General features: G+C 61.5%; 22 protein-coding genes and 3 tRNA genes. 3 read left to right on the top strand and 22 right to left on the bottom strand.

All coding sequences use genetic code 11. The annotated features are described in order from the left end of the window. Positions 1–915 precede the first annotated feature (915 nt). From rplL to H5T73_04490, 12 genes are all read right to left on the bottom strand, one after another. Positions 916–1,302 carry a 50S ribosomal protein L7/L12 gene (rplL, locus tag H5T73_04545; GenBank protein MBC7247033.1) on the bottom strand — a complete coding sequence of 129 codons (387 nt, stop codon included), beginning with the start codon at positions 1,300–1,302 and terminating at the stop codon, positions 916–918. Positions 1,303–1,395: 93 nt separating this feature from the next. Continuing rightward, on the bottom strand, positions 1,396–1,893 hold the full coding sequence (locus H5T73_04540; protein MBC7247032.1) for a 50S ribosomal protein L10: 498 nt from the start codon (positions 1,891–1,893) through the stop codon (positions 1,396–1,398). 285 nt (positions 1,894–2,178) lie between these two features. Continuing rightward, positions 2,179–2,901 carry a 50S ribosomal protein L1 gene (gene rplA / locus H5T73_04535; protein MBC7247031.1) on the bottom strand — a complete coding sequence of 241 codons (723 nt, stop codon included), beginning with the start codon at positions 2,899–2,901 and terminating at the stop codon, positions 2,179–2,181. Positions 2,902–3,000: 99 nt separating this feature from the next. Beyond that, a complete protein-coding gene (gene rplK, locus H5T73_04530; protein MBC7247030.1) occupies positions 3,001–3,426 on the bottom strand; it encodes a 50S ribosomal protein L11 in 426 nt (141 codons plus the stop codon). 16 nt (positions 3,427–3,442) lie between these two features. Then, the gene (gene nusG, locus H5T73_04525) at positions 3,443–3,970 is read right to left on the bottom strand and encodes a transcription termination/antitermination protein NusG (protein ID MBC7247029.1); all 528 of its coding nucleotides are present in this window, start codon (positions 3,968–3,970) and stop codon (positions 3,443–3,445) included. Between the two features lie 13 nt (positions 3,971–3,983). After that, complete coding sequence (gene secE / locus H5T73_04520) at positions 3,984–4,277, bottom strand: preprotein translocase subunit SecE (protein ID MBC7247028.1); 294 nt, start codon at positions 4,275–4,277, stop codon at positions 3,984–3,986. A gap of 26 nt (positions 4,278–4,303) precedes the next feature. After that, positions 4,304–4,380 (bottom strand) — tRNA-Trp (locus H5T73_04515). Positions 4,381–4,454: 74 nt separating this feature from the next. Continuing rightward, positions 4,455–4,604: a 50S ribosomal protein L33 gene (gene rpmG / locus H5T73_04510; GenBank protein ID MBC7247027.1), complete on the bottom strand. Its 150-nt coding sequence runs from the start codon at positions 4,602–4,604 to the stop codon at positions 4,455–4,457. 231 nt (positions 4,605–4,835) lie between these two features. Next, on the bottom strand, positions 4,836–6,038 hold the full coding sequence (gene tuf / locus H5T73_04505; GenBank protein MBC7247026.1) for an elongation factor Tu: 1,203 nt from the start codon (positions 6,036–6,038) through the stop codon (positions 4,836–4,838). 226 nt (positions 6,039–6,264) lie between these two features. Further along, positions 6,265–6,341, bottom strand: a tRNA-Met gene (locus H5T73_04500). 57 nt (positions 6,342–6,398) lie between these two features. Next, positions 6,399–6,474: transfer RNA gene (locus H5T73_04495), tRNA-Thr, on the bottom strand. A 449-nt stretch (positions 6,475–6,923) separates the two neighbouring features. Next, positions 6,924–7,502, bottom strand: coding sequence for an SCP2 sterol-binding domain-containing protein (locus H5T73_04490; protein MBC7247025.1), 579 nt, complete (start codon positions 7,500–7,502; stop codon positions 6,924–6,926). Positions 7,503–8,051: 549 nt separating this feature from the next. Between H5T73_04490 and H5T73_04485 the strand changes: the two genes are divergently transcribed. Further along, on the top strand, positions 8,052–9,509 hold the full coding sequence (locus tag H5T73_04485; protein MBC7247024.1) for a CoA-binding protein: 1,458 nt from the start codon (positions 8,052–8,054) through the stop codon (positions 9,507–9,509). An 88-nt stretch (positions 9,510–9,597) separates the two neighbouring features. Then, a complete protein-coding gene (locus H5T73_04480) occupies positions 9,598–10,479 on the top strand; it encodes a DMT family transporter (protein ID MBC7247023.1) in 882 nt (293 codons plus the stop codon). An 85-nt stretch (positions 10,480–10,564) separates the two neighbouring features. Here the strand turns inward: H5T73_04480 and H5T73_04475 are convergent, their stop codons facing one another. After that, on the bottom strand, positions 10,565–11,866 hold the full coding sequence (locus H5T73_04475; GenBank protein ID MBC7247022.1) for a hypothetical protein: 1,302 nt from the start codon (positions 11,864–11,866) through the stop codon (positions 10,565–10,567). Between the two features lie 28 nt (positions 11,867–11,894). Beyond that, a complete protein-coding gene (locus H5T73_04470) occupies positions 11,895–13,292 on the bottom strand; it encodes a hypothetical protein (GenBank protein MBC7247021.1) in 1,398 nt (465 codons plus the stop codon). Positions 13,293–13,487: 195 nt separating this feature from the next. Here H5T73_04470 and H5T73_04465 point away from each other — a divergent pair, with 195 nt between their 5' ends. Beyond that, on the top strand, positions 13,488–14,072 hold the full coding sequence (locus H5T73_04465) for a hypothetical protein (GenBank protein MBC7247020.1): 585 nt from the start codon (positions 13,488–13,490) through the stop codon (positions 14,070–14,072). 581 nt (positions 14,073–14,653) lie between these two features. On the opposite strand, the gene H5T73_04460 is transcribed toward H5T73_04465, so the two are convergent. From H5T73_04460 to fdhF, 8 genes are all read right to left on the bottom strand, one after another. Continuing rightward, the gene (locus tag H5T73_04460; protein ID MBC7247019.1) at positions 14,654–15,763 is read right to left on the bottom strand and encodes a nitroreductase family protein; all 1,110 of its coding nucleotides are present in this window, start codon (positions 15,761–15,763) and stop codon (positions 14,654–14,656) included. Positions 15,764–16,044: 281 nt separating this feature from the next. Beyond that, positions 16,045–16,425 (bottom strand): response regulator, encoded by a 381-nt coding sequence (locus H5T73_04455; GenBank protein MBC7247018.1) that lies wholly within the window; start codon positions 16,423–16,425, stop codon positions 16,045–16,047. A gap of 165 nt (positions 16,426–16,590) precedes the next feature. After that, positions 16,591–16,989 (bottom strand): response regulator, encoded by a 399-nt coding sequence (locus tag H5T73_04450; protein MBC7247017.1) that lies wholly within the window; start codon positions 16,987–16,989, stop codon positions 16,591–16,593. Between the two features lie 13 nt (positions 16,990–17,002). Next, complete coding sequence (locus H5T73_04445; GenBank protein ID MBC7247016.1) at positions 17,003–17,920, bottom strand: methylenetetrahydrofolate reductase; 918 nt, start codon at positions 17,918–17,920, stop codon at positions 17,003–17,005. Beyond that, positions 17,917–19,188, bottom strand: a complete 1,272-nt coding sequence (locus H5T73_04440) for a GAF domain-containing sensor histidine kinase (protein ID MBC7247015.1) — start codon at positions 19,186–19,188, stop codon at positions 17,917–17,919. The genes H5T73_04445 and H5T73_04440 overlap by 4 nt, the downstream gene beginning before the upstream one ends. Next, positions 19,185–19,877 carry a methylenetetrahydrofolate reductase C-terminal domain-containing protein gene (locus H5T73_04435; protein ID MBC7247014.1) on the bottom strand — a complete coding sequence of 231 codons (693 nt, stop codon included), beginning with the start codon at positions 19,875–19,877 and terminating at the stop codon, positions 19,185–19,187. The genes H5T73_04440 and H5T73_04435 overlap by 4 nt, the downstream gene beginning before the upstream one ends. 5 nt (positions 19,878–19,882) lie before the next feature. Then, positions 19,883–21,508: an NAD(P)H-dependent oxidoreductase subunit E gene (locus tag H5T73_04430; GenBank protein ID MBC7247013.1), complete on the bottom strand. Its 1,626-nt coding sequence runs from the start codon at positions 21,506–21,508 to the stop codon at positions 19,883–19,885. Further along, positions 21,486–24,197: a formate dehydrogenase subunit alpha gene (gene fdhF, locus H5T73_04425; GenBank protein MBC7247012.1), complete on the bottom strand. Its 2,712-nt coding sequence runs from the start codon at positions 24,195–24,197 to the stop codon at positions 21,486–21,488. Before fdhF ends, H5T73_04430 begins: the two co-directional genes overlap by 23 nt. Positions 24,198–24,221 lie beyond the last annotated feature (24 nt).

Below are 24,221 nucleotides of genomic sequence, written 5' to 3'. Positions count from 1 at the left end.
AGTGACAATCCTGTCAAACAACGGTGCATCCCCTGTTTCTGCCCATATCATCTAGCCGGATTATACAGCATCCTTCTTTTTGGTATAAAGACGTATAAGCAACCACCAAGGCCGGGAACGACCGGGTCGGTCGCAGCGAGCCTTTACTGAACCACCCACCAAGGCCGGGTCCGGGGGTCGGGCGAGGGACATCGCAAGCGGCCTCCCGATTCCCACCCACCAAGGCCGGGAACGACCGGGTCGGTCGCAGCGAGCCAGCGAGCGAGACCGTTACCCGGCGGCCCGGCCGCCGGAAGAAGGACTGATTATGCACCCACCAAGGCCGGGTCCTGGGGTCGGGCGAGGGACATCGCAAGCGGCCTCCCGATTCCCACCCACCAAGGCCGGGAACGACCGGGTCGGTCGCAGCGAGCCTTTACTGAACCACCCACCAAGGCCGGGTCCGGGGGTCGGGCGAGGGACATCGCAAGCGGCCTCCCGATTCCCACCCAACCAGCCCGGGGAACTACAGGGTCGGTCGCAGCGAGGACGCCTTTCCTAAGGTCTCGGATTTACGAGAAAGGAACGCGGCGCCGAGCGAGACCGTTACCCGGCGGCCCGGCCGCCGGAAGAAGGACTGATTATGCACCCACCAAGGCCGGGTCCGGGGGTCGGGCGAGGGACATCGCAAGCGGCCTCCCGATTCCCACCCACCAAGGCCGGGAACGACCGGGTCGGTCGCAGCGAGCCTGCGAGCGAGACCGTTACCCGGCGGCCCGGCCGCCGGAAAAAGGACGGATTTCCACCCAACCAGCCCGGGGAACTACAGGGTCGGTCGCAGCGAGCCTGCGAGCGAGACCGTTACCCGGCGGCCCGGCCGCCGGAAGAAGGAAAAAGAAACGCGCCGCAGAGCGAGAACGAGCCCCGGCCCGGCCTTTACTTTATCTCTACCTGCGCCCCCGCGTCGCGCAGCATCTCAGCCACGCGCTCCGCCTCGTCACGCGAAACCTTTTCCTTGACCGGCTTGGGAGACTCGTCCACGAGGGCCTTCGCCTCCTTGAGACCCATACCCGTGATCTCCTTCACCGCCTTGATGACCTGCACCTTGCGGTCGCCGGCCGCGAGAAGAACGACGTCGAACTCCGTCTTCTCCGCCTCTTCCGCGGGTCCCTCGCCGGCGGCGGGCGCTCCCGCCCCGACCGCCGCCACCGCCACCGGTGCAGCGGCAGTGACGCCGTACTTCTCCTCCAGGGCCTTTACCAGCTCGTTGAGCTCGAGCACGGTCATGGAGTCGATGGCCTCCAGGATGTCCTCCTTGCTGATCTTCTTCTCGGCCAAAGCTTCACACCTCCACCTTCGCGTTCACCTTCTTTTTCCGGCTTATGTTCCCGCCTTCCTCGCCACGTCCATTGCAGGTCATGCGGCCTGCGACTTCGTGTCAGCCACCGCCTGCAGCGCGTAAACGAGCTTACGATAAGGTCCCGAGAGCACCCCGTGCAGTCGATACAGGGGGCTCTTGAAGGAACCCGTTAGCCTTGCCAGCAAGATTTCGCGCGGCGGCAGGGTGGCGATGGCGCGTGCCTCCTCGGCCGCGAGCACCCTGCCGTCGAGGAACCCTCCCTTGATCTCCAGTTTCGGGTTCTCCCGCGCGAAGGCCACCAGCTCCCTGGCGACGGCGACGGGGTCATCCGCCCCGAAAGCTGCGCCGATCGGCCCCACCAGGAGTCTCTCCAGTGGCTCGAATTCGGTTTCCTTTATGGCAAGCAGCGTGAGGGTGTTCTTGAGCACCCGGTAATCGGCACCCCTCGTGCGCAGCACCTGCCGCAACCGGTTTATCTCCTCCACCGTCAAGCCGGTGAAATCGGTGAGAAAAACGAACCGGTTGTCGAGGAACCTCTTGCGAATCTCCTCCACTTTGGCAATTTTTTCCTGCCTGGGCATGGTTTCCTCCCGCCTCTTCCCGGCGTCCTTACTTTCCTCTCGTCAAGGCCTCTCACGTCAAACGCGCCCCCGCGAAGCACGGGGGCGCGTCGTAGACCTTCGCCTCCGGCCTCCGCGGGAAGATTAAGCCGCTAGCGGCACCCACTTCTCCGGCCTGACGTCGACCAAGCTATCACGGGGAAAAACCCGTGTCAACCCGTTGCCTAAGCCATATCGCTCCGGGCACACCATGAGACCTGGCCCCTTGCCGGGGGTCTCTCAGACGGCGGCCTTCTCCTCTCCCAGGATGTCCCTCACCACCGCGGGGTCAACCCTCACCCCGGGCCCCATGGAGGTTGAGAAGGTGATGCTCTTGAGGTAGCGCCCCTTGGCCGCCGCCGGCTTGGCACGGATGATCTCCTCCAGCACGGCGGCGTAGTTCTCCAGTAGCTTGCGCTCATCGAAGCTCTTCTTCCCCAGCACGAGGTGGAGGTTGCCCTGGCGGTCCACGCGGTACTCCACCTTGCCCGCCTTGATATCCTTGACCGCCTTTTCCACCTCGAAGGTCACCGTCCCCGCCTTGGGGTTGGGCATCAGTCCGCGGGGCCCCAGTAGCTTGCCCAGCTTACCCACCTGCGACATCATGTCCGGGGTGGCCACCATGGCGTCGAACTCGAACCAGCCCTCCTTGATCTTGTCCAGCAGTTCGGGTCCTCCCACGATGTCCGCCCCCGCCGCCTCCGCTTCCCGGGCCTTGTCTCCCTGCGCAATGACCAGCACCCGCACCTCCTTGCCCGTTCCGTGGGGCAGGCTCACGGTGCCCCTCACCATCTGGTCGGCCTTGCGCGGGTCCACGCCGAGGCGGAAGGCCACCTCCACCGTCTCGTCGAAGCGGCTCGCCGGCATGGCCTTGACGATCCTTACGGCCTCGGCGGGATGGTAGAGCTTCTGGCGGTCGTACAGGGACAGGGACTCGCGGTAGCGCTTGCTTCTCTTCTTCACTCCGATCACCTCCGTGGTCCAGGCGGGCCGCAGCCCTCCCACGCCCTAATTCTCACGTCATATCGCATGCCGCCCGCGGCGAGAACGCGGCGCGGCGCCTCACTCCGTCACCACGATGCCCATGCTGCGGGCGGTTCCCTCGATGGTGCGCATCGCCGCCTCCACGTCGGTGGTGTTGAGATCGGCCATCTTCTGCTCCGCGATCTCGCGTACCTGCCTGCGCGTCAGGCGGGCGACCTTCTGCACGTTGGGCTCCGGCGAACCCTTTTCCAGGCCCGCCTTCTGCTTCAAGAGCACCGCCGCCGGGGGGGTCTTGGTGATGAAGGTGAAGCTGCGGTCCTCGTAGACGGTTATCTCCACCGGGATGATGGTCCCCGCCTGCGACTGGGTCTGCGCGTTATACGCCTGGCAGAACGCCATGATGTTGACGCCGTGCTGGCCCAGGGCCGGTCCCACCGGCGGCGCCGGGTTGGCCTGGCCGGCCGGTATCTGCAGCTTTATCTTCGCGATGACCTTCTTGGCCATGCCTCCTCCATCCTCCTTACAACTTGCTCACCTGGTCGAAGGTCAGCTCCACCGGCGTCTCCCTGCCGAAGATGGAGACCATGACCTTCAGCTTGCTCTGATCGATGTTGATCTCCGCGACGGTCCCCGTCATGTCCGCGAAGGGTCCGGAGATCACGCGCACGCTCATGCCCTCCTCGAACTCCGTCTTGGGGCGCGGCTTCTCCGTCGTGGGCGGCTTGAGCAGCTTCAGGGCCTCCTCCTCGGTGAGGGGGGTGGGCTTGGCGCTCGAGCCCACGAACCCGGTCACCCCGGGCGTGTTGCGCACCACGTACCAGCTGTCGTCGTCCAGTTCCATCTGGACCAGTATATAGCCGGGGAGCATCTTCTTCTGCACCACCTCTTTCTTGCCCCCCTTGATCTCCATGACATCCTCGGTGGGGACCACCACCTTGAAGATCCTGTCCTCCATGTCCAGGGAGGCTATGCGGTGCTCGAGGTTGCTCTTCACCTTGTTCTCATACCCGGAATACGTGTGTATCACGTACCACTTCGCATCCACCATGGGGTTCCTCCGCTCACAGGATGAATATCTCCACCAGCTTGGTGAAGAGGATGTCCGCGAAATAGACCAGCCCGCCCATGATCACCACCGTCACCACCACCACGATGGTGTAGGAGATGACCTCGTCCCGCGTGGGCCAGGTCACCTTCTTCATCTCCGCCCTGACCTCGGTAAGGAACTGGGAGATGGTCACCCTCTCCTTCTTGGGCCCTCCCTTCTTGCGCCCGCCAGCGGCCTTCTTCAGCTGGGCACGCTTCTTCTCCATGCCCAGCTTCTGCTGCATGCGGCGCATTTCCCGGCTCGGCAACCTCTCCTCCTTCTCCTCAAAAAGAATGGCAGGCCTGGAGGGACTCGAACCCCCAACTTCCGGTTTTGGAGACCGGCGCTCTACCAGTTGGAGCTACAGGCCTACGCTTTTCCCATAAGCCGGGTGCTCGTGCATCGCACGGTCCGAAGCACCCTCCTCGCTTTTTCCTATATTATATCAGCGCGTTTCCCGGTGCAAAGTGTGCGCCCTGCACCACGGGCAGTACTTCTTGAGCTCGATCCGGTCGGGATCGTTGCTCTTGTTCTTCTTCGTCGTGTAGTTGCGCCTCTTGCACTCCGTGCAGGCCAGCGTGACCAGAACCCTCATTCTATATCACATGCTCCTTTCCGGTGCCGAAAAGATAAGCTACCATCCCCCCATCCCCGGTGTCAACAAGCCCCCTGCCACGCCATCCCGCCCCGTCCATCACGCCATCCCGCGCGCCTCTTTCACTGGCGACGAGGCGTCCGGATGGCGGCTCAACGGCTTCCGTCGACGGCGTTGCGCGAAACGGCGGGGGTCTGCCCGTTGTTTTCCCTTACGCTGCGGCCCTTCTCTTTACCTCTCGATGGCGATGACCCTCCCGGCCCCCACCGTGCGGCCCCCCTCGCGGATGGCGAAGCGCAGGCCCTCCTCCATGGCGATGGGGGAGATGAGCTCCACGTTCATCTCCGTGTTGTCGCCGGGCATGACCATCTCCACCCCCTCGGGGAGGGTGACGGTGCCGGTGACGTCGGTGGTGCGGAAGTAGAACTGGGGCCGGTAGCCGGAGAAGAAGGGGGTGTGCCTGCCCCCCTCCTCCTTGGAGAGGACGTAGACCTGGGCGCGGAAGGAGACGTGGGGGGTGATGGAGCCGGGGGCGGCCACCACCTGGCCGCGCTCCACGTCCTTCCTGCCTATGCCGCGCAAAAGCAGGCCCACGTTGTCGCCCGCCTGCCCCTCGTCCAGGATCTTCCGGAACATCTCCACCCCGGTGACCACCGTCTTCTGGGTGGGGCGGATGCCCACGATCTCCACCTCCTCGCCGGTGTGGATCTTGCCCCGCTCTATCCTCCCCGTGACCACCGTGCCGCGCCCGGTGATGGAGAAGACGTCCTCTATGGCCAAGAGGAAGGGCTTGTCCACGTCGCGGGCGGGGGTGGGGATGTACTCGTCCACGGCGTCCAGGAGCTCCATGACGGAGGCGCAGTTCTCGCAGTCGCGCTTGCCGCAGCCGCACTCCATGGCCTTGAGGGCGGAGCCGGCCACCACGGGGATCTCGTCCCCGGGGAACTCGTACTCGGTGAGGAGCTCCCGCACCTCCATCTCCACCAGCTCCAGGAGCTCGGGGTCGTCCACCATGTCCGCCTTGTTGAGGTAGACCACCATGGCCGGCACCCCCACCTGGCGGGCCAGGAGGATGTGCTCGCGCGTCTGGGGCATGGGGCCGTCTGCGGCCGAGACCACCAGGATGGCCCCGTCCATCTGGGCGGCGCCGGTGATCATGTTCTTTATGTAGTCGGCGTGGCCGGGGCAGTCCACGTGGGCGTAGTGGCGCTTCTCCGTCTGGTACTCCACGTGGGCGATGGCGATGGTGATGCCGCGCTCCTTCTCCTCGGGGGCGTTGTCTATGCTGTCGAAGGACCTCTCCTCCACCTCCAGGCCCTGGTTGTGCAGGCACCTGGTGATGGCCGAGGTCAGGGTGGTCTTGCCGTGGTCCACGTGACCTATGGTGCCCACGTTGACGTGGGGCTTGGTCCTCTCGAACTTCTTCTTGGCCATTTTGACCCTCCTGTTCTCGTCACGCGTGCGCTTCCCGCGCCTCAGGCCGGAAACACACCCGCAAGGCGGGGCGGCTTCCTCGCCGCCCGCGGCCCGAACCGGCACACCTTGACCGCCGCAACAACTCCGCTAAATGGATGAGAAGCCCGCAAGCGGGCTCCTTGCACTCGCCACCATCCGCGATCCTGCCGTATATGACCGTTAAACGGGGATACCCCGGTTATCCTGGTAGCGGTGAGAGGACTCGAACCTCTGACCCCACGGGTATGAACCGTGTGCTCTGACCATCTGAGCTACACCGCCGCAAGTAACGTTTATTAACGCCTATATCTATTATGCCAGAAGACGGCTCGCAAGCAATGGAGCCCGCTAGCAGACTCGAACTGCTGACCCCATCCTTACCATGGATGTGCTCTACCAACTGAGCTAAGCGGGCTCGTGGGCGCCTCGGCGCAACATAATGTTACTATAGGAGCTTTTCTCCATCAACAGCATCTCGTGGTCTCTCGCCTCCGTCTCCGGTAACGTCATCCCTTCTTCCTTACGCATGGAATCCGCCACGTGGGCTCAGCATGGAAGCCCTCATCGAGTACTTTTCTCGTCCCGCCGCCTCCCGATCCTGATGTTTCATGCAAGGTTTACCGCACGAGGCTCATCACGAACGGCGGGGGCGTGGCCTGCCGCCGCTGCGGAGTGACGGATGGCGTAAAAAAACAGGGTGGAGGACGGAGCGCTCGCCTTCTCCTTCATGCACCGCAACAGGGCGGGGACGGGACCGCAGTCCCGTCCCCTTCAGGATATCGGCGGTTTCGCGCCAGGGAGTCCCTTATCCTTAAGTCCTCGAACTTTCCTCCCGGTTCTTTCTTCCAATCCCTCCCGGTCGTATCACGCCATGAGGTTGCCCAGGGCCATGGCGAAGGACATGTCGCCCTCGATCTTCAGCTTTCCCTGCATGAAGGCCATGGGCCCCGGAAGCTCTCCCGACTGTATCTTCGCCCAGTCCTCGAGTGCCGCCTTGAAGGAGACCGCCGGGGAGTCGGCCCCGTTAAAGACCACCTTGATGTCGGCGGTGGACCCGTCCGGAAGGGAGAGCTCGACGTTCATGGTCCCCTTGGTGGACACCAGGGCGTCGTACCTCTTGCGGCTCGCCGCCTGTCCCATGTCGGTGAAGGTGTCCATGGCGCCTTCCATCTTTCCCGTCACGGCCCTGCGCCATACATCCTCGGAGAGCTCCACCTTTATCAGTGGGTTCTCCAGGGGCCCCTCGCTCACCGTGAGGTCCTTGGCATCCTTCACGGTGATGCCGTAGACGTAAGCCTGGTCGCCCTTGATATCGAACTCCACCGTGAACACGGTGCCCTCCATCCCGGAGATGGGCGAGCCGGCCAGTTGTTCTTCCACCAGCTTGGGCACGTATTCCTCGAAATACTCCTTCACGGTCACGTTCTCGCTCACCGGATCCATCCTTACCTCCTTTTACCAGGTCCCTTACGCGTATGTTGCTCTCTTTCCCTGCTTCTTCTACCTTTTTCTGCTCCCGACAGCCATGATACCCTAAATAGTACTGACATGTCATTACTATAAACGGGGAAGCGGGGGAAGTCAACCGTTTTTCCGAATATTCCCGGCGCCGCTGTCTTGTAGAATGAGGAACGCAATGCCCGGGGCCAGGCGGTCCGAAGGCAGGGAGCCGGCTTGTGGGCGACGGGCAAGGATGGAGATGGGTGACGGGCGGACAGGCGCCGGGTGAATGTTCCGGGGAGGGCATAGAGGAGATGCCATGGCGTTCGCGTCGAACCCGTGCGGTTCATCGGGTCCCGGGAGGTCCCGCCGCTACCACATTTCATATATTATTATATGGTTCTGGATCATATGGTTCTTAAGCCATGATATGTTTCCGGCTCATGGAGCTCCGGAGACGGGGTTTCATCGAGGACCTTGGGGCTCTACGCGAGGAGCCGAGAGAACGGGAGGAGCTTCGGCGGCAACGAAGCATCATCGAAACACGGAGGAGTGGCAGAGATGTCCAACGCCAGGCTTAAAAACCTCGATCGCGCATTCAATCCCCGCTCCATCGCCTTCGTGGGAGCGACGGAATCCCTGCGCAAGTGGGGCTTCCTCATCCTCAACAACCTGCTGACCGGGGGCTACCGCGGCGAGATATACCCGGTGAACCCGGGGCGAGAGACCGTCCTGGGCATCAAGGCCTATCCCCGCGTGTTGGACATCCCGGGCGAGATCGACCTGGCGGTGTTCACCGTCCCCTCTCAACAGGTCATGGAGGCTCTCGACGACTGCGCGGCCAGGGGGGTGAAGGCGGCCCTGGTCATCACGGCCGGCTTCAAGGAACTGGGGGCGGAGGGGGAAGCCCTGGAGCGCGAGCTGGTAAGAAAAGCCAGGGAGGCGGGAATGGTGCTCATCGGCCCCAACTGCCAGGGGATCTGCTGCCCCGCCAACCGTCTCTATCCCTGGATGCCCGTGCTCTACCACCCGCCGCGCGGCAGCCTGAGCTACGTCTCGCAGAGCGGCAATATCCTCAACATGCTCATCGCCCACGCGGATAACGCCGGCCTCGGGGTGTCCAAGGCCGTCTCCAGCGGCAACGAGGCCGACCTCCGCATAGTGGATTATCTCTCCTACCTGGCGGAGGACCCGGAAACCGAGGTCATCGTCACCTACGTAGAGGGCCTGCAGGACGGGCGTGACTTCGTGCGCCGCGTGCGCGAGGTGTCCCTGCGCAAGCCCGTGGTCCTCCTCAAGGGTGGGCGCACGCAGTCCGGCGTGGCGGCGGCCAGGTCCCATACCGGGGCCATGGCGGTGAGCAGGGACCTCTTCGAGGCCGCGTGCCGCCAGGCCGGGGTCATCGTCGCCCAGTCCATCGAGGATTGCGGCATCACCGCGGCGGCGTTCGTCAACCGCCCCCTCCCGCGCGGCAAGAGGGTGGGAATCATCACCGGCGGCGGCGGCCTGGGGGTCATCGCCTCCGACTTCTGCAGTGAGATAGGGCTGGAGGTGGCCCGCCTCTCCCCGCGCACCCTGGAGACGCTGGAGAAGATGCTCCCCTCCTGGTGGGTGCCGGGAAACCCGGTGGACCTGGTCGCGGGCCTCGACTTCACGGTGATCAAGCCCATCATCGAGACCCTCATGAAGAGCGGGGAGGTGGACGCGGTCATCTTCCTGTGGATCGGGGCGCCGCGGCGGAAGAACCCCGGCATCGAAAGCGAGCGGGGCATGGATATCTCCGGGGTATGGTCCGCGATGGACAGGTACTTCATGGAACACCTCGACGAGCTCTACGGCGTAATGCGCGAGCTGGACGTGCCCCTCTACATCTCCACCACGCTGGAGGTCGGGGAGGGGGAAGACGGGGACAACGGCGGCCGGCCCCTCATCTTTCAAAGCGTGGAGGCCGCGTGCCGCGCGGCGAGCGCCATGGCCGATTACCGGCAGTTCCTGGAAACCAGGGGCTGAGCGGGGCTTTTTGCCCGCGCACCGTGCCGTCCGCGCTCCCCGCGCATTTCCGCTTCGGACCGCAACCGGGAAGGAACAGGAACCGTACATGAGAAAAGGGAAGCGCCTGCTGTCGCGAGCCAGGCAGGCGGAACTCTCGCTCCTCGCAGTGACCGTGGTGTGGGGCCTCACCTTCTCCCTGGTGAAACGGACACTGGAGACCTTGCCCCCCTTCGTCTTCATGACCTACCGCTTCTCCCTCGCCTTCCTGGTGATGCTCCCGGCGTGCGGTCGTTCGCTGCGGCACCTTGATCGCCGGACGCTGGCCGCCGGCTGCCTGCTGGGCCTCTTCCTCTACGGAGCCTATACCTTTCAGACCCTGGGCCTGCAAAGGACCTCGGCGGGAAACGCCGGCTTCATCACCGGGCTATTCGTGGTCTTCGTGCCCATCCTCTCCACCCTCGTGCTGAAAAAGAGGCCCGGGTTGCTTTCCCTTGTCTCGGTGGCCCTGGCCGTGGTGGGGCTGGGCTTCCTCTCCCTGCAGCCGGGGCTCAGGGTGAGCTCGGGGGACCTGCTGGTCCTGGCCTGCGCCTTCACCTATTCCCTGCACATCATCTTCATGGACCGCTTCGTGGCGGCACATGACCTGCTCCTGCTCACCCTGGTGCAGATGGGAGTGGTCGCCCTCCTGCAGGCGCTTTCCGCCCTCGCCGGTGAGGACTTCATCCTCCCGCGCGGCGCCTACGCCTGGACGACCATCGCCGTCTGCGGCGTCCTCGCCTCCTCCGCGGCATTCTTCATCCAGGCCTGGGCGCAGCGGGAGATCTCGCCGGTGCGCACCTCGGTGGTGCTCATCATGGAGCCGGTCTTCTCCGTGCTCTTCGGCATGCTCCTCCTGGCCGAGAGGCTTACCTGGAGGGGATGGCTGGGGTGCGCCCTCATGCTGGCGGGGATGTTGGTGACCGAGATCAGGCCGGAGAGGCGGCGCTGACAAGGCCCGCGGACCGGTCCGGAGACGCGGGGCGGAGAAGGCCTCACAGGTGCGATAGGATCTTGGAGAAGAAATCCCTGAAGCGCTATAAGGGCTTGAAAGATTCGGCAATCTTTATCAATTCCTCCAAGGGCAATTTAGCCTTTATCCTTACTTTTACATCACTATAAATAAAGGATAGTGTAATTGTATCCGCATTATAATACGCATTATTACCACCTCTTAAACGAATTTCCCATACTTCATTCTCACCCGACATATCAACATCAAGCAAACCCCTCTCAATCTGCCTCTTGTCAATCTTCCTTTTATCACCGACGGCATAAAAATCATTCTTCTTCGCCTCGCATATATTGATTTCAGAAAAGCCGTTATCATACGTGATATACATAGGTTTAAACCATAAAGGCTGATATTCCGGTGGACAATCCAATGGTATTCCAGCAGGTCTGGGATCGCGCCATCCTGTTGATGAAAGACAATAACCTTCGGGTAAATAACCCGGAGCTATTGGATTAAACCCACATGTTTCATTCGCTTTCTCAATGTTCAATTCACGATATCGTCCATCACGTTCCTCTATATGCTTATCATTACCGACTTCGATAGAAAAGAAATCTTCCGGTATATCTATGTTTAGTTCATAGGAAAGGATGTCTAGACTGGATATTAGCTTGCCGCGAATATACTTCTCTTTCTTTAAACATAACGATGAATCCTTGGCTACCCATAATATCTCACGATCTACTGAATTCGAAGATACAGATTTATCCCCTTCTATTTTTTTCTCAACCTTATATGCTTCCCCACAGCTGTGTTTTTCTTCTCCCACAATAGATATTTCATCTTCATTACATAAAGCATTTAACTCGCCTGCTATATCATATGGACAGTACAAATTCCCATACAAATCATCGAACGGTGGCGAATTATATATTATTACCTCGCTCTCTTGGCTATATATCAAGATTGTTCGTCCATTTTGCGTTATAGTAACCTCAGATTGCGCGATTTCCAATTCCTCCATACCCGATGATTTGGTGTTGATTCTATATCGGTTTGGTCCCTTAAACCATACTTCGCTCAAAGTGCTCAAAGCACTACTGTTTCCCAACACTTCAGGCTTGGATATATTATCTTTTTCTGAATAACTTTCCTCTTTTAGAACAACGTGATAGCTTCTTATTTCTTTCATTGTGCTAAATGCATTCTTTCTTATCCCCGATGCTATTGCCTTATTATTGTCATCCACTACAAGTATGTATGCTATGGAACCTAACATAAAAGCACATACAATGCAGACAAAAAACGCAATTAACAATTTTTGCTTATGTTGCTCACCTCTGTAATTCTTGTGTTTTGAATTTTTCTCATTGCTAGCTCTCATGTCGCCCCCTATTCAACTTTGTGGTTTCCTAATTGAAATAAGAAGTTCTTTCAACTGCGAAACCCCCTAAGGGTTGCGTTGTCCAAATTTTGACACCACAACTACAAGGGAATGATCCCCATCGAAGGTCATTAATAGCTTCACTATTAACATGAATGGTATATCTTGCACCACCATCAACATATATAGATTTAATGGGCAAAGGCCCGAAAAGATCCGTATAATACCTTATGTATATTTTAATGCGTCCCGGATTATAATTATATATTGAGAAATATACATCGTGCCCTAAATATACCTCGGAAAAGTACCATGTTTCTCGCTGTCTTAAAAAATGATGTGCTTCGTTGCTGGTTCCCCAAGATCCAAAATAGCTCGCTCTCTCTGCCGAATAATCGCAACAAGGTTCGATATACTGTGTTTGCTGGTATACAACCTCCGATATATCAGTATGCGGTTTGCTATTCTGATATTGTTCCGATGTAGTACCCCTAGACCATTTCTGGATGTGAGCATACTGGATTTCCGCATTACCTGAATCTTTCCTATACTCAACCCTCCATGTTCCGCTCAGCGGCCCAAGATTTTGTATCGCTATAAAGTTATCAAAATCCGTATATCCTTCTGCACAAAATGATGGATATTGAGGGTCACCTATGACAAATGGGCTATATGTCCCGCTACTACTCATCGCGATTGTACCGACATAAGACGACCTCTCCGCAACCAATACAGAGTTCATTCCTCGATCGCTTACTATTGTGCTGAAACCTTGATATCCAGGAATATAATCATCCGCTTTGACTGTAGCTCTTCTTTGCGGCGGAATACCATATATTGTCACCATTCTTATTGGTCCCGATTCGCCATAAAAAGTTAGATCATAGTTCCTGCTACTAGTAGAAGTATTAAAAATGCTGATATATACATCATGCCCAGAATATCCTTCTGCGAAATACATCATATAATGTGGGTTTCCAGTACCGCTACTGCAGGACCCTTCTTGACCTTTATAAGTAGCCCTTTCAGCCATAATATCACCAGACGGTGCCACTACCTTTGTGGCAATGCTTCTTCCCGCAGGAATAAATGCATTTAGATTTATTGCTTTCCTATAATTTAGGCCACTACCAACCTCTACAGAAGCGAACCACGATTCTCCCATATCGTCGTAGCAACGAACGCTGACGAATTGATGGACTCCGGTTATATTGAAAATCGAAATCCAATTTGACGAATATCCAGTATATCCCTCCGCAAAATATCTTGTTTTTTGAATATCATCATAATCTCTATCTACACCGCTCCCTCCCGAAGAATGCGCACCCTTCGCCTGCTTAGGTGGCGTGGCAAGCACCGATACGCTAGAAATTTCCAGGAAAAAGAAAATAGAAACTAGTCCAAATATTAGCCTTTTAATTAACATGTTAACCTTCCCCTTCTTATGAGACCCTCTGAACGCGATTATATTTTATCACATTTTATTGTAAGTTTAATTATCGAATTGATTCATAATTTTTCTACACGAAACGGATTCGTTGCCTCAAAAATAAGATCTACTCGAAAGGATGCACGCAAAAAACCCCCTCGGGTGCATGAATAGACCGAGGGGGTGATGAAGTTGAGATTGGATTTGATGACCAGAAAGAGGATAACCCAAGAGGTGGCCAAGCGCTACAGGAAGGCCCTGAAGAAAGAGAAAGGCCGCATGATGGACCAGTTTTGCGCGCTTACGGAATACAATCGCAGCTATGCGGCAGGGGTCTTACGGAAAGGACCGCCTGCGAAGGGAAAGTCCGGAAGGGCAGCCTTAGGACCCTTCGACTGTCGTCGCTGGGGCCGCAAGCCCGTCTACACCGCCAAGGTCAGAAAGCACCTGCTCAGGGTATGGGCCATCATGGAGTCTACCTGCGGGAAGAGGCTGGTGGCGGCCATGCCCGAGACGACGAAAGCCCTGGAGAGGTTCGGGGAGATTAAGCTGGCGGATGGCGTGAGGGAGAAGCTGCTCGGAATGAGCGCCTCCACTTGTGAGCGGCTGCTCGCTTCCGAGAGGCGCAAGCTGGAGATAAAGAGCCGGCACAAGACCAAGCCGGGGTCATTGCTAAAGCACCAGATCCCGGTGAGGACCTTCTCGTGCTGGGACGACGCCCGCGTGAGCTTCTGGAGATCGACCTGGTGGGCAATGATGGGGGGTTGCAAGCTGTGACTGCTGCCAGAGCCTGGATGCCACGGATGTGAAGAGCGGATGGACCGAGCTGCGCGCGGTCCGCAATAAGGCGCAGGTCTGGATCCACCAAGCCATAGATGACATCCGGGAAAAACTCCCCTTTCCCCTCCTGAGCCTGGACTCGGACAACGGATTAGAGTTCATAAACGCCCATCTTCTGAGGTATTGCGAGGGGCACCAAATCACCTTCACCCGCAGCCGCCCCTACAAAAAAAAGACAGCTGCTACGTGGAACAGAAGAACTACACCGCGGTTAGGAAGTATGTGGGGCACTTCCGCTACGACACCGACGAACAGCTTCTCCTCCTTGCCCGGCTCTACGAGGTGCTATGCCCATACCTCAACTTCTTTCAGCCCAGGGCCAGGCTTCGGGAGACGGTGCGCGAGGGTTCCCTGGTGAAGAAGCCTACGACAAGCCCAAGACCCCGTACCGCAGGCTCCTGGAGAGCCCGGAGGTGGACTAGGTCACCAAGCGCAAGCTAAGGCGCAAGTACAACAAGCTCAACCCGGCTCAGCTCATGCGGGATAAAAAATTACAAACGTGCGGGGCGGCAGGGAGATCACCTGATGCCCATGACGCCGGCGACGCGGAGGTCACCGGCATTTTTTACCAGGCGATTCACCCTCCCCTCGTCGAAGCCGTCCGTGAGGACGTCCACGGCGAGTCCGAGGGACGCGGCCATGAGAGAGAGGTGGGAGAAGGCAATGGGCAGGTCCAGCATCCAGAAGGGCTTTTCGAAGAAGGTGGCCTCCCACCCCCCGGGCCTCCCCATCCCCACCACCGCCGCCCGCCAGGCGGCATCGACGTCGCAGGCGGCGGCCAGCCCCGCGAGCCTTTCCTCACCGGTGACGGCCACGAAACACCACTTCTGGGCGTTGGCGGCGCTGGGGGCGATGCGGGCCGCCTCCAGGCAGGCCTCCAGGGCCGGCTCGAGGGGGACATCCCCTTCGCTCTCCTCTTCCTCCAGGATCCGGCGCAGCAGACCTTCCACGTCCTGGACGGGCGAGACGGAAAGGCTCACCCCTTCCCAGTCGCGCACCACGTAAGGCCCGTCCATGTCCTGCAGGCGGGCGACGGCGGGAAGCGGCCTGCGGTGCCGGGATATGGTCCGGTAGACGAGGTGATCGAAATCCGGCGCCATCACGCGCGGCTTGGGCTTCCCGAAGGAGACGGCGGCGGGTACGGCCCTGTCCCGGCCCAGACCCAATAACTTCCGTACTTCTTCCTGGTTGACGCCTCCCAGCCAGCATGTTCCCAGGCCCCTCTCGGTGAGCCAGAGCACGACGTCCTGCGCCGCCATCGTCGCGCGGGGCAGTTCCCGCGGCCGTTCCGCCTTCGCATCCCCTGCGGGGACGGCCAGGGCCAGGAAACCGAGGATGGGAGCCCTGGTCAGCCAGAGATTGATCTTGTTGGGAGCTCCCCTGTGGGCCCTCCTCCTGAACTCGGCTACAAGGCGGGGATCCGTCACCGCGAGCAGGCTCCCCTCGCCCGCACCGCGCACCTCAAGGGCCAGGCGCAGCGCACCCCGCAGCGCTCCCTCCAGATCGGGGTCCAGGTTGCCTGGAAGATATTTCCTATGGGAACGCCGCGCGTAAAGGGTCTCCCAGAGCGTCCACGGTGTGCGCGCGAAAGAGGGATAGTCGCGCGTGGCCTCCTTGGTTCTTTCCATGTGCACCTCCCGGTGACCTGAAAGCGTTGTCCTGAAAGCGATCCCGCCATCTGCGAGTCTTATTATAAAGCCCGGTGGGAACCCGTGAGAGGAAAGAGGGGGGCCGTGCTGCCGCGATCCCGGCGCACGTCAAAGCACTTGACCCATGATCCTGACCCATGATCCGCACGCGCTTCGCGGTGATCGCGGCGATCAACCGCGCGTCCCTGCCCCGCCTTGAGGCACCCTCACGCCGTGCCTCGATCCCTCGGGAAACTAGGAGACCGCGATGTTCCCCGGTGTTATTCCCCGATCAATTTCTTGACGCTTTCCAGGAGCGCGTCCGGCTCCACGGGTTTCTCGACGTAATCGTCCGCCCGCACCTCCATGCCCCGACTGCGGGGGATCTCCGTTTCCCTGGTCATGCGCGAACCGAAACTGGTCAGGAGCATGAGCGGGATCTTGCTCAGCTCCGCGTCGGCGGCGATCTCGTCCGCCGCGGTGAAGCCGTCCTCCACGGGCATGATCACGTCCAGGATGATGAGGTCCGGCTTCACTTCCCGGGCCTTGGCGATGCCCTCGTCCCCATCGTAGGCCACGACCACCTCGTACCGCTCTTCAAGCAGGGTACGCGTGGCCTCCACGAAATCCCGGTCGTCGTCCACCAAGAGGATCTTTTTCATCCTTCCCCCTCCTTTGTTCCCAAGCGGCGCGATCCCTTTCCCATATTACACATATTGTGCAAAAAGGGGCCCGGCTCGAACTCGCTCCGGCACCTCTTCGCCATGGGCAACGCCTTCCTCCGGCTCCGTTATTAACTTCATTCCCCTTCTCCGACGCGGCAAAACCTACCCTTCCCTCCTGGCCAGCGCCTTGCGGATGCGCTCCAGCACCACCTCGGGATCGATGGGCTTCTCTATGTAGTCGTCCACGTCCATGCGCACGCCCGTTTCCAGCTCGTACCTCCTCTGGCTGGCCTCTTCGCTCACGGAGGTGAGGACGATTATTGGTATATCCCTCCACTTGGACCAGCGTGGGTCCTGCAGGGTCTTGCAGACGCCGTAACCGTCCAGCCGGGGCATGAGCAGATCGAGCACGATGAGATCGGGGCTGAGCTCCTTTATCCGTGCCAGGCCCTCCTCGCCGTCGCTCGCCGTTTCCACCTCGTAACCCTCGCCCTCCAGCAGCACCACGAGGGCGTCCACGATATCCGGATCGTCGTCTATCACCAGTATCTTCTGCGGCATGAGTAGCACCTCCTCAGAGCACCGGCCGGGGCAGGAGCCCGGCTCTTTCCATGATCTCCGGCACAACCTCCTCCCATCCCACCGCCTGGACATGGATGCCGTGCACGCCCGGTATCTCCATCACCTCTTGTATTATCTCCAGGATCGCGTTGATCCCCTCCTCCCTGACGTCCTTGGCTCCCTCCAGCCTCCTCACCAACTCGTCCGGGACCTCCACCCCCGAAACGTATTTCTGCATGTAGCGCGCCATTCCTACCGACTTCACGGGGATGATGCCCGCCAGGATGTGCGTTTTTCTGTCCAGGCCCGCCTCGCATACCTCCTCCATCCAACGGCGGAACTTGGGGACGTCGTAAACCGCCTGCGTCTGGATGAAATCGGCCCCCGCCTCCACCTTCTTGGCCAGGCGGGCGGTGCGGAACTCGAAGGGGTCGGCATAGGGGTTTTCCACCGCCCCGATGAACACGGGCACCTCGCTCCCCACCTCCTCGCCGCAGATGAAACGGCGCTCGTCCCGCATGTGCTTCACCGCCTGGACGAGCTGCACGGAATCGATATCGAAGACCCGCTTGGCCTCCGGGTGGTTCCCGAACTTCACGTGGTCCCCGGAAAGGCAGAGGATGTTGCGGATGTCCAGGGCCACCGCCCCCAGCACATCCCCCTGCAGGCGTATGCGATTGGCGTCGCGGCACAGCATCTGCATCACCGCGTCCAGCCCCATGCGGCGCAGGATGGCGCAGGCGGCCAGGCTGCACAGGCGCACCACCCCCGTCTGGTGATCGGTCACGTTGAAGGCGTCGGCGGCGTGCCCGATCTGTTCCCCCTTGGCCTCTATGACCCGGGCGGAGGCGCTTTTCGGGGGGCCGATCTCCGCGGTCACCGCGAAGTGGCCCGCCTCCAGCACTTTTTCCAGGTTGCTTCCCGATTTCACGGCTTCCCCTCCTTCTGCCTGTCCCAGTAATACAGGTCACATATGGCTCCCTTGGGTATGGTGAAGGTGACCCGGGTTCCCTTGTCCTTGCCGGGAGCGGGGCTCTCCGCCCATATGCGCCCCTGGTGCATCTCGACGATGCGCTTGCATATGGACAACCCCAGACCGGTTCCCTCCTGCGCCTCGGGGTCCCCCCGGAAGAAATCGTCGAATATCTTAGGAAGGATCTCCGGCCGGATCCCGCACCCCTCGTCCTCCACGTAGGCCGTCACGCGGTCCCCCTCCTGCCAGGCGCGGAGGAGGATCCTGCCTCCGGCCGGGGTGTAGCGGACGGCGTTGGAGACCAGGTTGTTGATCAACTGGCACAGGCGTACCTCCGAACCGAATATCTCCGGCAGGTCCCGGTCGATATCCACCACCAGCTCGATCCCCTTGGGATCGGTCAGGCCCCTGGCCACCTCTATGCAGTTCTCCAGCACGTTCTTCCAGGAGACCGTCTCCAGCTCGGGGGCGATGAGGCCGGCTTCCAGCTTGGACAGGTCCACGATATCGCTGATCAGTTGCAGCATGCCGTCTATGCGCTTGACGCTCCGCTCCATCCAGGCCCTCTGTTTCTCGTTCACCGGGCCCGTGCTGCCGCGCAGGATGACCTTGATGTAGCTCTGCACCGCCGCCAGGGGAGCCTTGAGATCGTGGGCCACCATGCGGATGAAATAGAGGAAGTGCTCCCGTTCGTCGCTCATGCGGTGCAGCTCCTGCCTGGCCTTTTCCGCCTCCAGCGCCACCCGGTCCCGCTCCTCCTCCTTCTCCAGTACCAACCCGGAGAGCTCCGCTATGGAATCGAGGAAATCGATCTCGTCCTTGGAGAAATCCCGGCGCCTGGAGGTGTATATGCGCATCACGCCCCGGATGCCGCCGTAAGAACGCATGGGTATGGAGAGCATGGAGGCGATGCCCTCCCTGGCCGCGGCTTCCGGGTACTGCACCCGCGGGTCGTGCAGCACGTCCTTCACGGCCACCGCCTTTCCTGCAAGCACCTCGCGCACCGTTTCGTCGATCTCCACTGGCCCCTTGTCGATGTATTCCTTGCTGATGCCGTAGCTCACGCGGCGGTAAAGCTTGTCCCCCTCGGGGCTCAGCACCAGCAGGGAGCAGCCCTTCGCGCCCGTGCCCTTGGTGATGGACTCCACGATGGCGCGCAGGACGTTCTCCACCCCCACGGCGGCGATGACCGGCTTGGAGATCTCGTAGAGAAGTTGTTTTCTCATTTTTCCTTTCCACTCTCATCCCCGGGAGGGGGTACCGGTATGCGCGCGCGCCTGGCGCCTCCGCTCAAGGACTTGCTCCAATCCTTGTAGGGCCGGATGAGGGAGAGCTCCTCGAGGCGGCCGAGTGCCTTCATGCGGTCGTGGATGAGCTGCCATCCGCAGGGAAGATCGGGGTCCACCTCGCATTTTCCCTCCACTGACCCCCCGCATGGCCCGTTGAAAAGGCTCTTGGCGCAGTGGACGATGGGGCAGATGCCCGCGTAATCGCCCAGCAGGCATTCCCCGCACTGGGCGCATTCCTCGGTAAAGAAACCGGGCTCCGCCTCCCTCCCGATGAAGAGGGTGTCCAAGGCGGGAAGCACGGGCAGGGCGGCGTAATCCGCCACCATGCGCACCCCCAGGGAACAGGCCATGACCAGGACGGCCTGGGCTTTTTCCAGCAGGGGCGACAATTCCTCGCGGGCCTCGCGGGGAAGGGGCTCGCAGGCCACGGGGAGCACGGTTTGCGAGACGACCTCCCGGCCCTTCTCCCGCAACAGGTCGGCCATGGCCACCACCTCCCGCAGGCCCCCGGTCTCGGCCATGGCGGGGCATGTCCCGCAGCCGATGACGGCTACCTGGCGCGCCGACCCCAGCATCCTCGCGATCTCCTCGGGACTCTTCTGCCTGGTGATGCTCTTCATCTTCACCCCCCCTAGCTAGTGGCTTCCCCCGCGGCTTGGGCGGCCGACGCCGTAAAACCTTCCTTTTCCTCATAAGAGCGGAAGTCGTCCCCGAAGTTCTCCAGGCAAGCCCGCACGGCGGGAAAGGCCTCCCCCAGCCTCGGGCACAGCGCCAGCCCTTCCGCTTCCAGTAGCAACGCCGCGAGTTTCCGCAACTCCATGCCCCCACCGCTTCCCCCAACGAGGTCGCCCAACATCCGGGCGGCCACCGCCGGCGCAGTCCTCCCCGGGGCACATCCTCCGCAGCAACCCTCCTCCAGGTTGCCCAGCAGGTGCAAGGACCAGCGCGCCGTGCAGGTGGATTCCTCGATAACGGTAGCCTTGCGCGCCCCGCGCGGGATCTCCGTCCCGCCCTCCGAAACCGGGAACATCCCCCCGGCAATCCCTTCCACGTACAGGCCCTTGGGCTTGCCCTTGCCCGCCCCGCCCGGTAGCAAGCGACCCAACTCCGCCGCAGCCACGCGGCGCGGCAGCTCCACCCAGCATGGGAATTCCCCGGGGACGGCCAAAAGCAGGGTCTCTCCCGCGTTCCCCTCCGCCATCCCCGACATCCCCTCCACCGACCACGGCAATCGCCACAGGGAGGAGGCGTCCAGCACCGCGAGGGGGGGCTCCATGCGCCGTGGACTCTCCCGCCCGCAGAGCGCCGCCGCCCTCCACAGCATCATGCCGCGCAGCACGGCCGCCACCCCGATATCCCGTGAGCACGGGATATGCACCGGCCCCCCGAAAACGCAGTACCGGATACCCGTCCCTGGGAGTATCTCCCCCGCCGCCCTGCGTATGCGCTCACCGGCCTCGGCACGGTGCCAGGGAACGTAAAACACGATGTCCTTCGCTCCCATGGCCACCGCCGCCAGCGCCGCGCCGGCGACCACGGTCCGCGGGCACGAAAGGGAAAGGTTCAGGTCGGGGCTGTTCTCCGGGGAATTCCCCACCGTGTCGCAGACGAGCGTGGCAAGGGGAGGTGCTGCTCCCGCCGCCAGGTCGGAAAGGTCGGGCCTCAATCCTCCCAGATGCTCCAGGAGCAAGGCGGGATCACGCGCGACCCTTTCCAGCAACGAGCTTTCCAGCGGGGGCTCCGAACCTCCCTCCTGCAGCGAGGACAGCCACGGCGGGAGCCCTTCTTCCCCGCAACGTGCCACGGGATACGGGGCATCCCCTTCCGTGGGAGGATACCCGGAGAGGTCCTTTCTTTCCAGCGACCTGGCAATATCTTCCAGATCGCTCGCGCCGACGCCCTGCACCATCCTCTCCCCCTCCCCGGGCAACCGGATAACCAGTGAGGGGGAACGATGCGGGCGTGTAAGGCCGGGGTCGCGCACCACTTCCGCCACCCCCCGCAACCTTCCCCGCAGCCCCTCCAACAGGTCCAGGGAGTCCCTCGCGGCACACGCCGGCCCCGTGCACACCATCACTCGCGGCCGCTGCGGCGGGTGGGCGAGTTCCGCGAACTGGGCGTGGAAGCCGTAGACCCGGCTGACGGGTATGCGCAGCCGCCGCGCTATCCTCTCCAGTGCCGGCCCGTCCAGGTAACCCTTCTCCCCGCAGGCTTCCAGGATCAGGGGCATCAGCTCAGGTTGCGGGGACACGGACATCGTCAACCCCTCCTTCCACCTTTTCCACCTTCACCGCGCACACCTTCAGGTCAGGGATCTTGCTCACCGGGTCCAGCGCGGGGTTGGTGAGCCGGTTGACGTTCTCCTCGCTGAAATGAAAGGTGGCAAAGACCACTCCCGGCTGCACGCGAGTAGAAAGGTGGGCGCGGCTCACCAGGGTCCCGCGCCGCGATGTGAGGCGCACGCCGTCACCCTCGCCAAGACCCAGCCTGGCGGCATCCTCGGGATGGAGGGAAACCCAACCCCGGGGCACCTTCTCCGCCAGGCTCCGCACCCTCCTGGTCAGGGAGCCGGAATGGAAATGGTAGAGAAGGCGACCCGTGGTGAGCAGAAAGGGATACTCCCTATCGGTCGGCTCGTCGGGAGGCCGGTAATGCACGGGGGTGAGCCTTCCCTTTCCCCTGGGAAAGGACCCCACGTGCAATACGGGGGTCCCGGGGTGATCGGGTTGAGGGCAGGGCCACTGGATACCCGCCTTTTCCAGGCGGGCGTGACTTATCCCCGCGTAGGAAGGGGTCAGGGAAGCGATCTCGTCCATGATCTCCCCCGTATCCTTGTATTCCATGCGGTAGCCCAGGCGTGCCGCGAGCTCCATGATCACCGCGTGATCCTCCCTGGCCTCCCCGGGAGCCTCCACCGCCTTGCGCACCCTCTGGACGCGGCGCTCGGTGCTGGTGAAAGTCCCCTCCTTCTCCGCGAAGCAGGCGCCGGGCAGAACCACGTCGGCCAGCCTGGCAGTCTCGGTCAGGAAGATGTCCTGCACCACCAGAAGGTCCAGGGAACGCAGCCCTTCCTCCACGTGCGCGATGTCCGGGTCGGTGACCATGGGATTCTCTCCCAGCACGTAAAGGGCGCGTATCTCTTTCCTCCGTGCCGCTTCCACCATCTCCACCACCGAGAGTCCGGGGACGGTGGGGAGCTCCTTCCCCCAGGCGCGGGAAAACTTCTCGTTCGCCTCCGGGTCATCCACGCGCTGGTAGCCGGGGAACACATTCGGGAGGGCGCCCATGTCGCAGGCGCCCTGGACGTTGTTCTGGCCGCGCAGCGGGTTTATCCCCGCGCCCTCCTTCCCCAGGTTGCCGGTGAGCAGGGCCAGGTTGGCCAGTGCCATCACGTTGTCCGTCCCCGTGACATGCTGGGTGATGCCCATGGCGTAGAGGATGGCGGCCCGCCCCGCCCCCGCGTACATGCGCGCCGCTTCTTTCAGGTCGGCGGAGGGGATGCCGGTGATCTTTTCCACTTCCTCGGGCGCGTATCCCTCCAGGGCGCGGCGCAGTTCCTCGAAACCCTCCGTGCGCTCCCGCACGAAATCCTCGTCGTGGAGGCCTTCCTCGACGATCACCCGTGCCATGCCGTTGATCCAGGCCACGTCGGTGCCGGGCCGGGGCCTCAAGCTGAGGGAGGCGTAGGCCTCGATGGGCAGGGCACGGGGGTCCACCACTATGAGCCTGGCCTTCCCGGAGAGGACCGCGTGCTTGATGATCTCTCCGACCACCGGGTGGTTCACCGTGGGGTTACTCCCGGTGAGCAGGATGACCTCCGCCTCGGCGAGGTCGGCGAGGGAGTTGGTCATGGCCCCGCTGCCCAAAGATGCCGCCAGACCGGCGACGGTGGGACTGTGTCATAAGCGGGCGCAGTGGTCGATGTTGTTGGTCCCGACCACCGCGCGGGCGAATTTCTGCAACAGGTAATTCTCCTCGTTGGTGGCCTTGGCGGAGGAGAGAAAAGCCACGGCCTGGGGGCCGTGCTTTTCCCTGATCTCCGCAAGCCGCGAGGCCACGGCATCCAGCGCTTCCTCCCACTCCACCTCGACGAGCTCGCCGTCCTTCCTCAGCAACGGCTTGCGCAGGCGATCGGGGTGATGCACGAAATCCAGGCCGAAGCGCCCCTTTACGCAGAGGCTGACCCCGTTCGCGGATGCCGGCACTCCCGCCGCGACCCCGATGATGCGGTTCTCACGCACCTTAAGCTCGAGGGAACACCCCACCCCGCAGTAGGGGCAGGTGGTGACCACGCGTCTCTCCTCCGTTCCGCGGTGCAGGAAGGGCTTCGCCATCAAAGCCCCCACGGGACACAGTGACGCGCACAAACCGCAATATTCGCACGGCGATGAATCCACGCTTCCGTCCATGGCCGTGGACGGTCGCGCCCGATTTCCCGTACCCCGCATCTCGTAGACGCCGGCCCCCTGTACCTCCTGGCATGCCCTGATGCAGATCCCGCACGAAATGCACTTGGAGAGGTCGCGCAGGTAAAAGGGGTTGGCGTCGACCACCGGGCGCAGGTCCTGGACGAAGGAGAGCTCCCGGCCGTTGATTCCTTCCTTCACGGCCAGTTCTTTCAGCACGCACGCATTGTTTTTCTCGCATACCTCGCAGTGCACGGGGTGGGAGGAGAAGATGAGCTCGATAGCCGCGCGCCGTGCCCTTCTCACCTTCTCCGTGTCCAGGAGGACGGACATCCCCTCCCGCACGCGGGTGTCACACGCTGTGACCAGACGCCCGGTGGACTCGTCCTCCACCACGCATATGCGACAGGAGGCCGCGGGAGCCAGCGCGGGATGATGGCAGAGGGTAGGTATCGGGAACCCGGCCGCCTCCGCCGCCTGCAGGATCGAGTTCCCCTCCTCCGCCGCCACCGTCGTCCCGTTCAACTTGATCTCCACCATCTTCCACCTCCCCTTTTCGCCGGG

The sequence above is a fragment of the Actinomycetota bacterium genome (assembly GCA_014360655.1).
In the GTDB taxonomy this organism is placed as follows: domain Bacteria; phylum Actinomycetota; class Geothermincolia; order Geothermincolales; family RBG-13-55-18; genus JACIXC01.
This window is presented reverse-complemented; position numbering and strand designations above follow the sequence as displayed.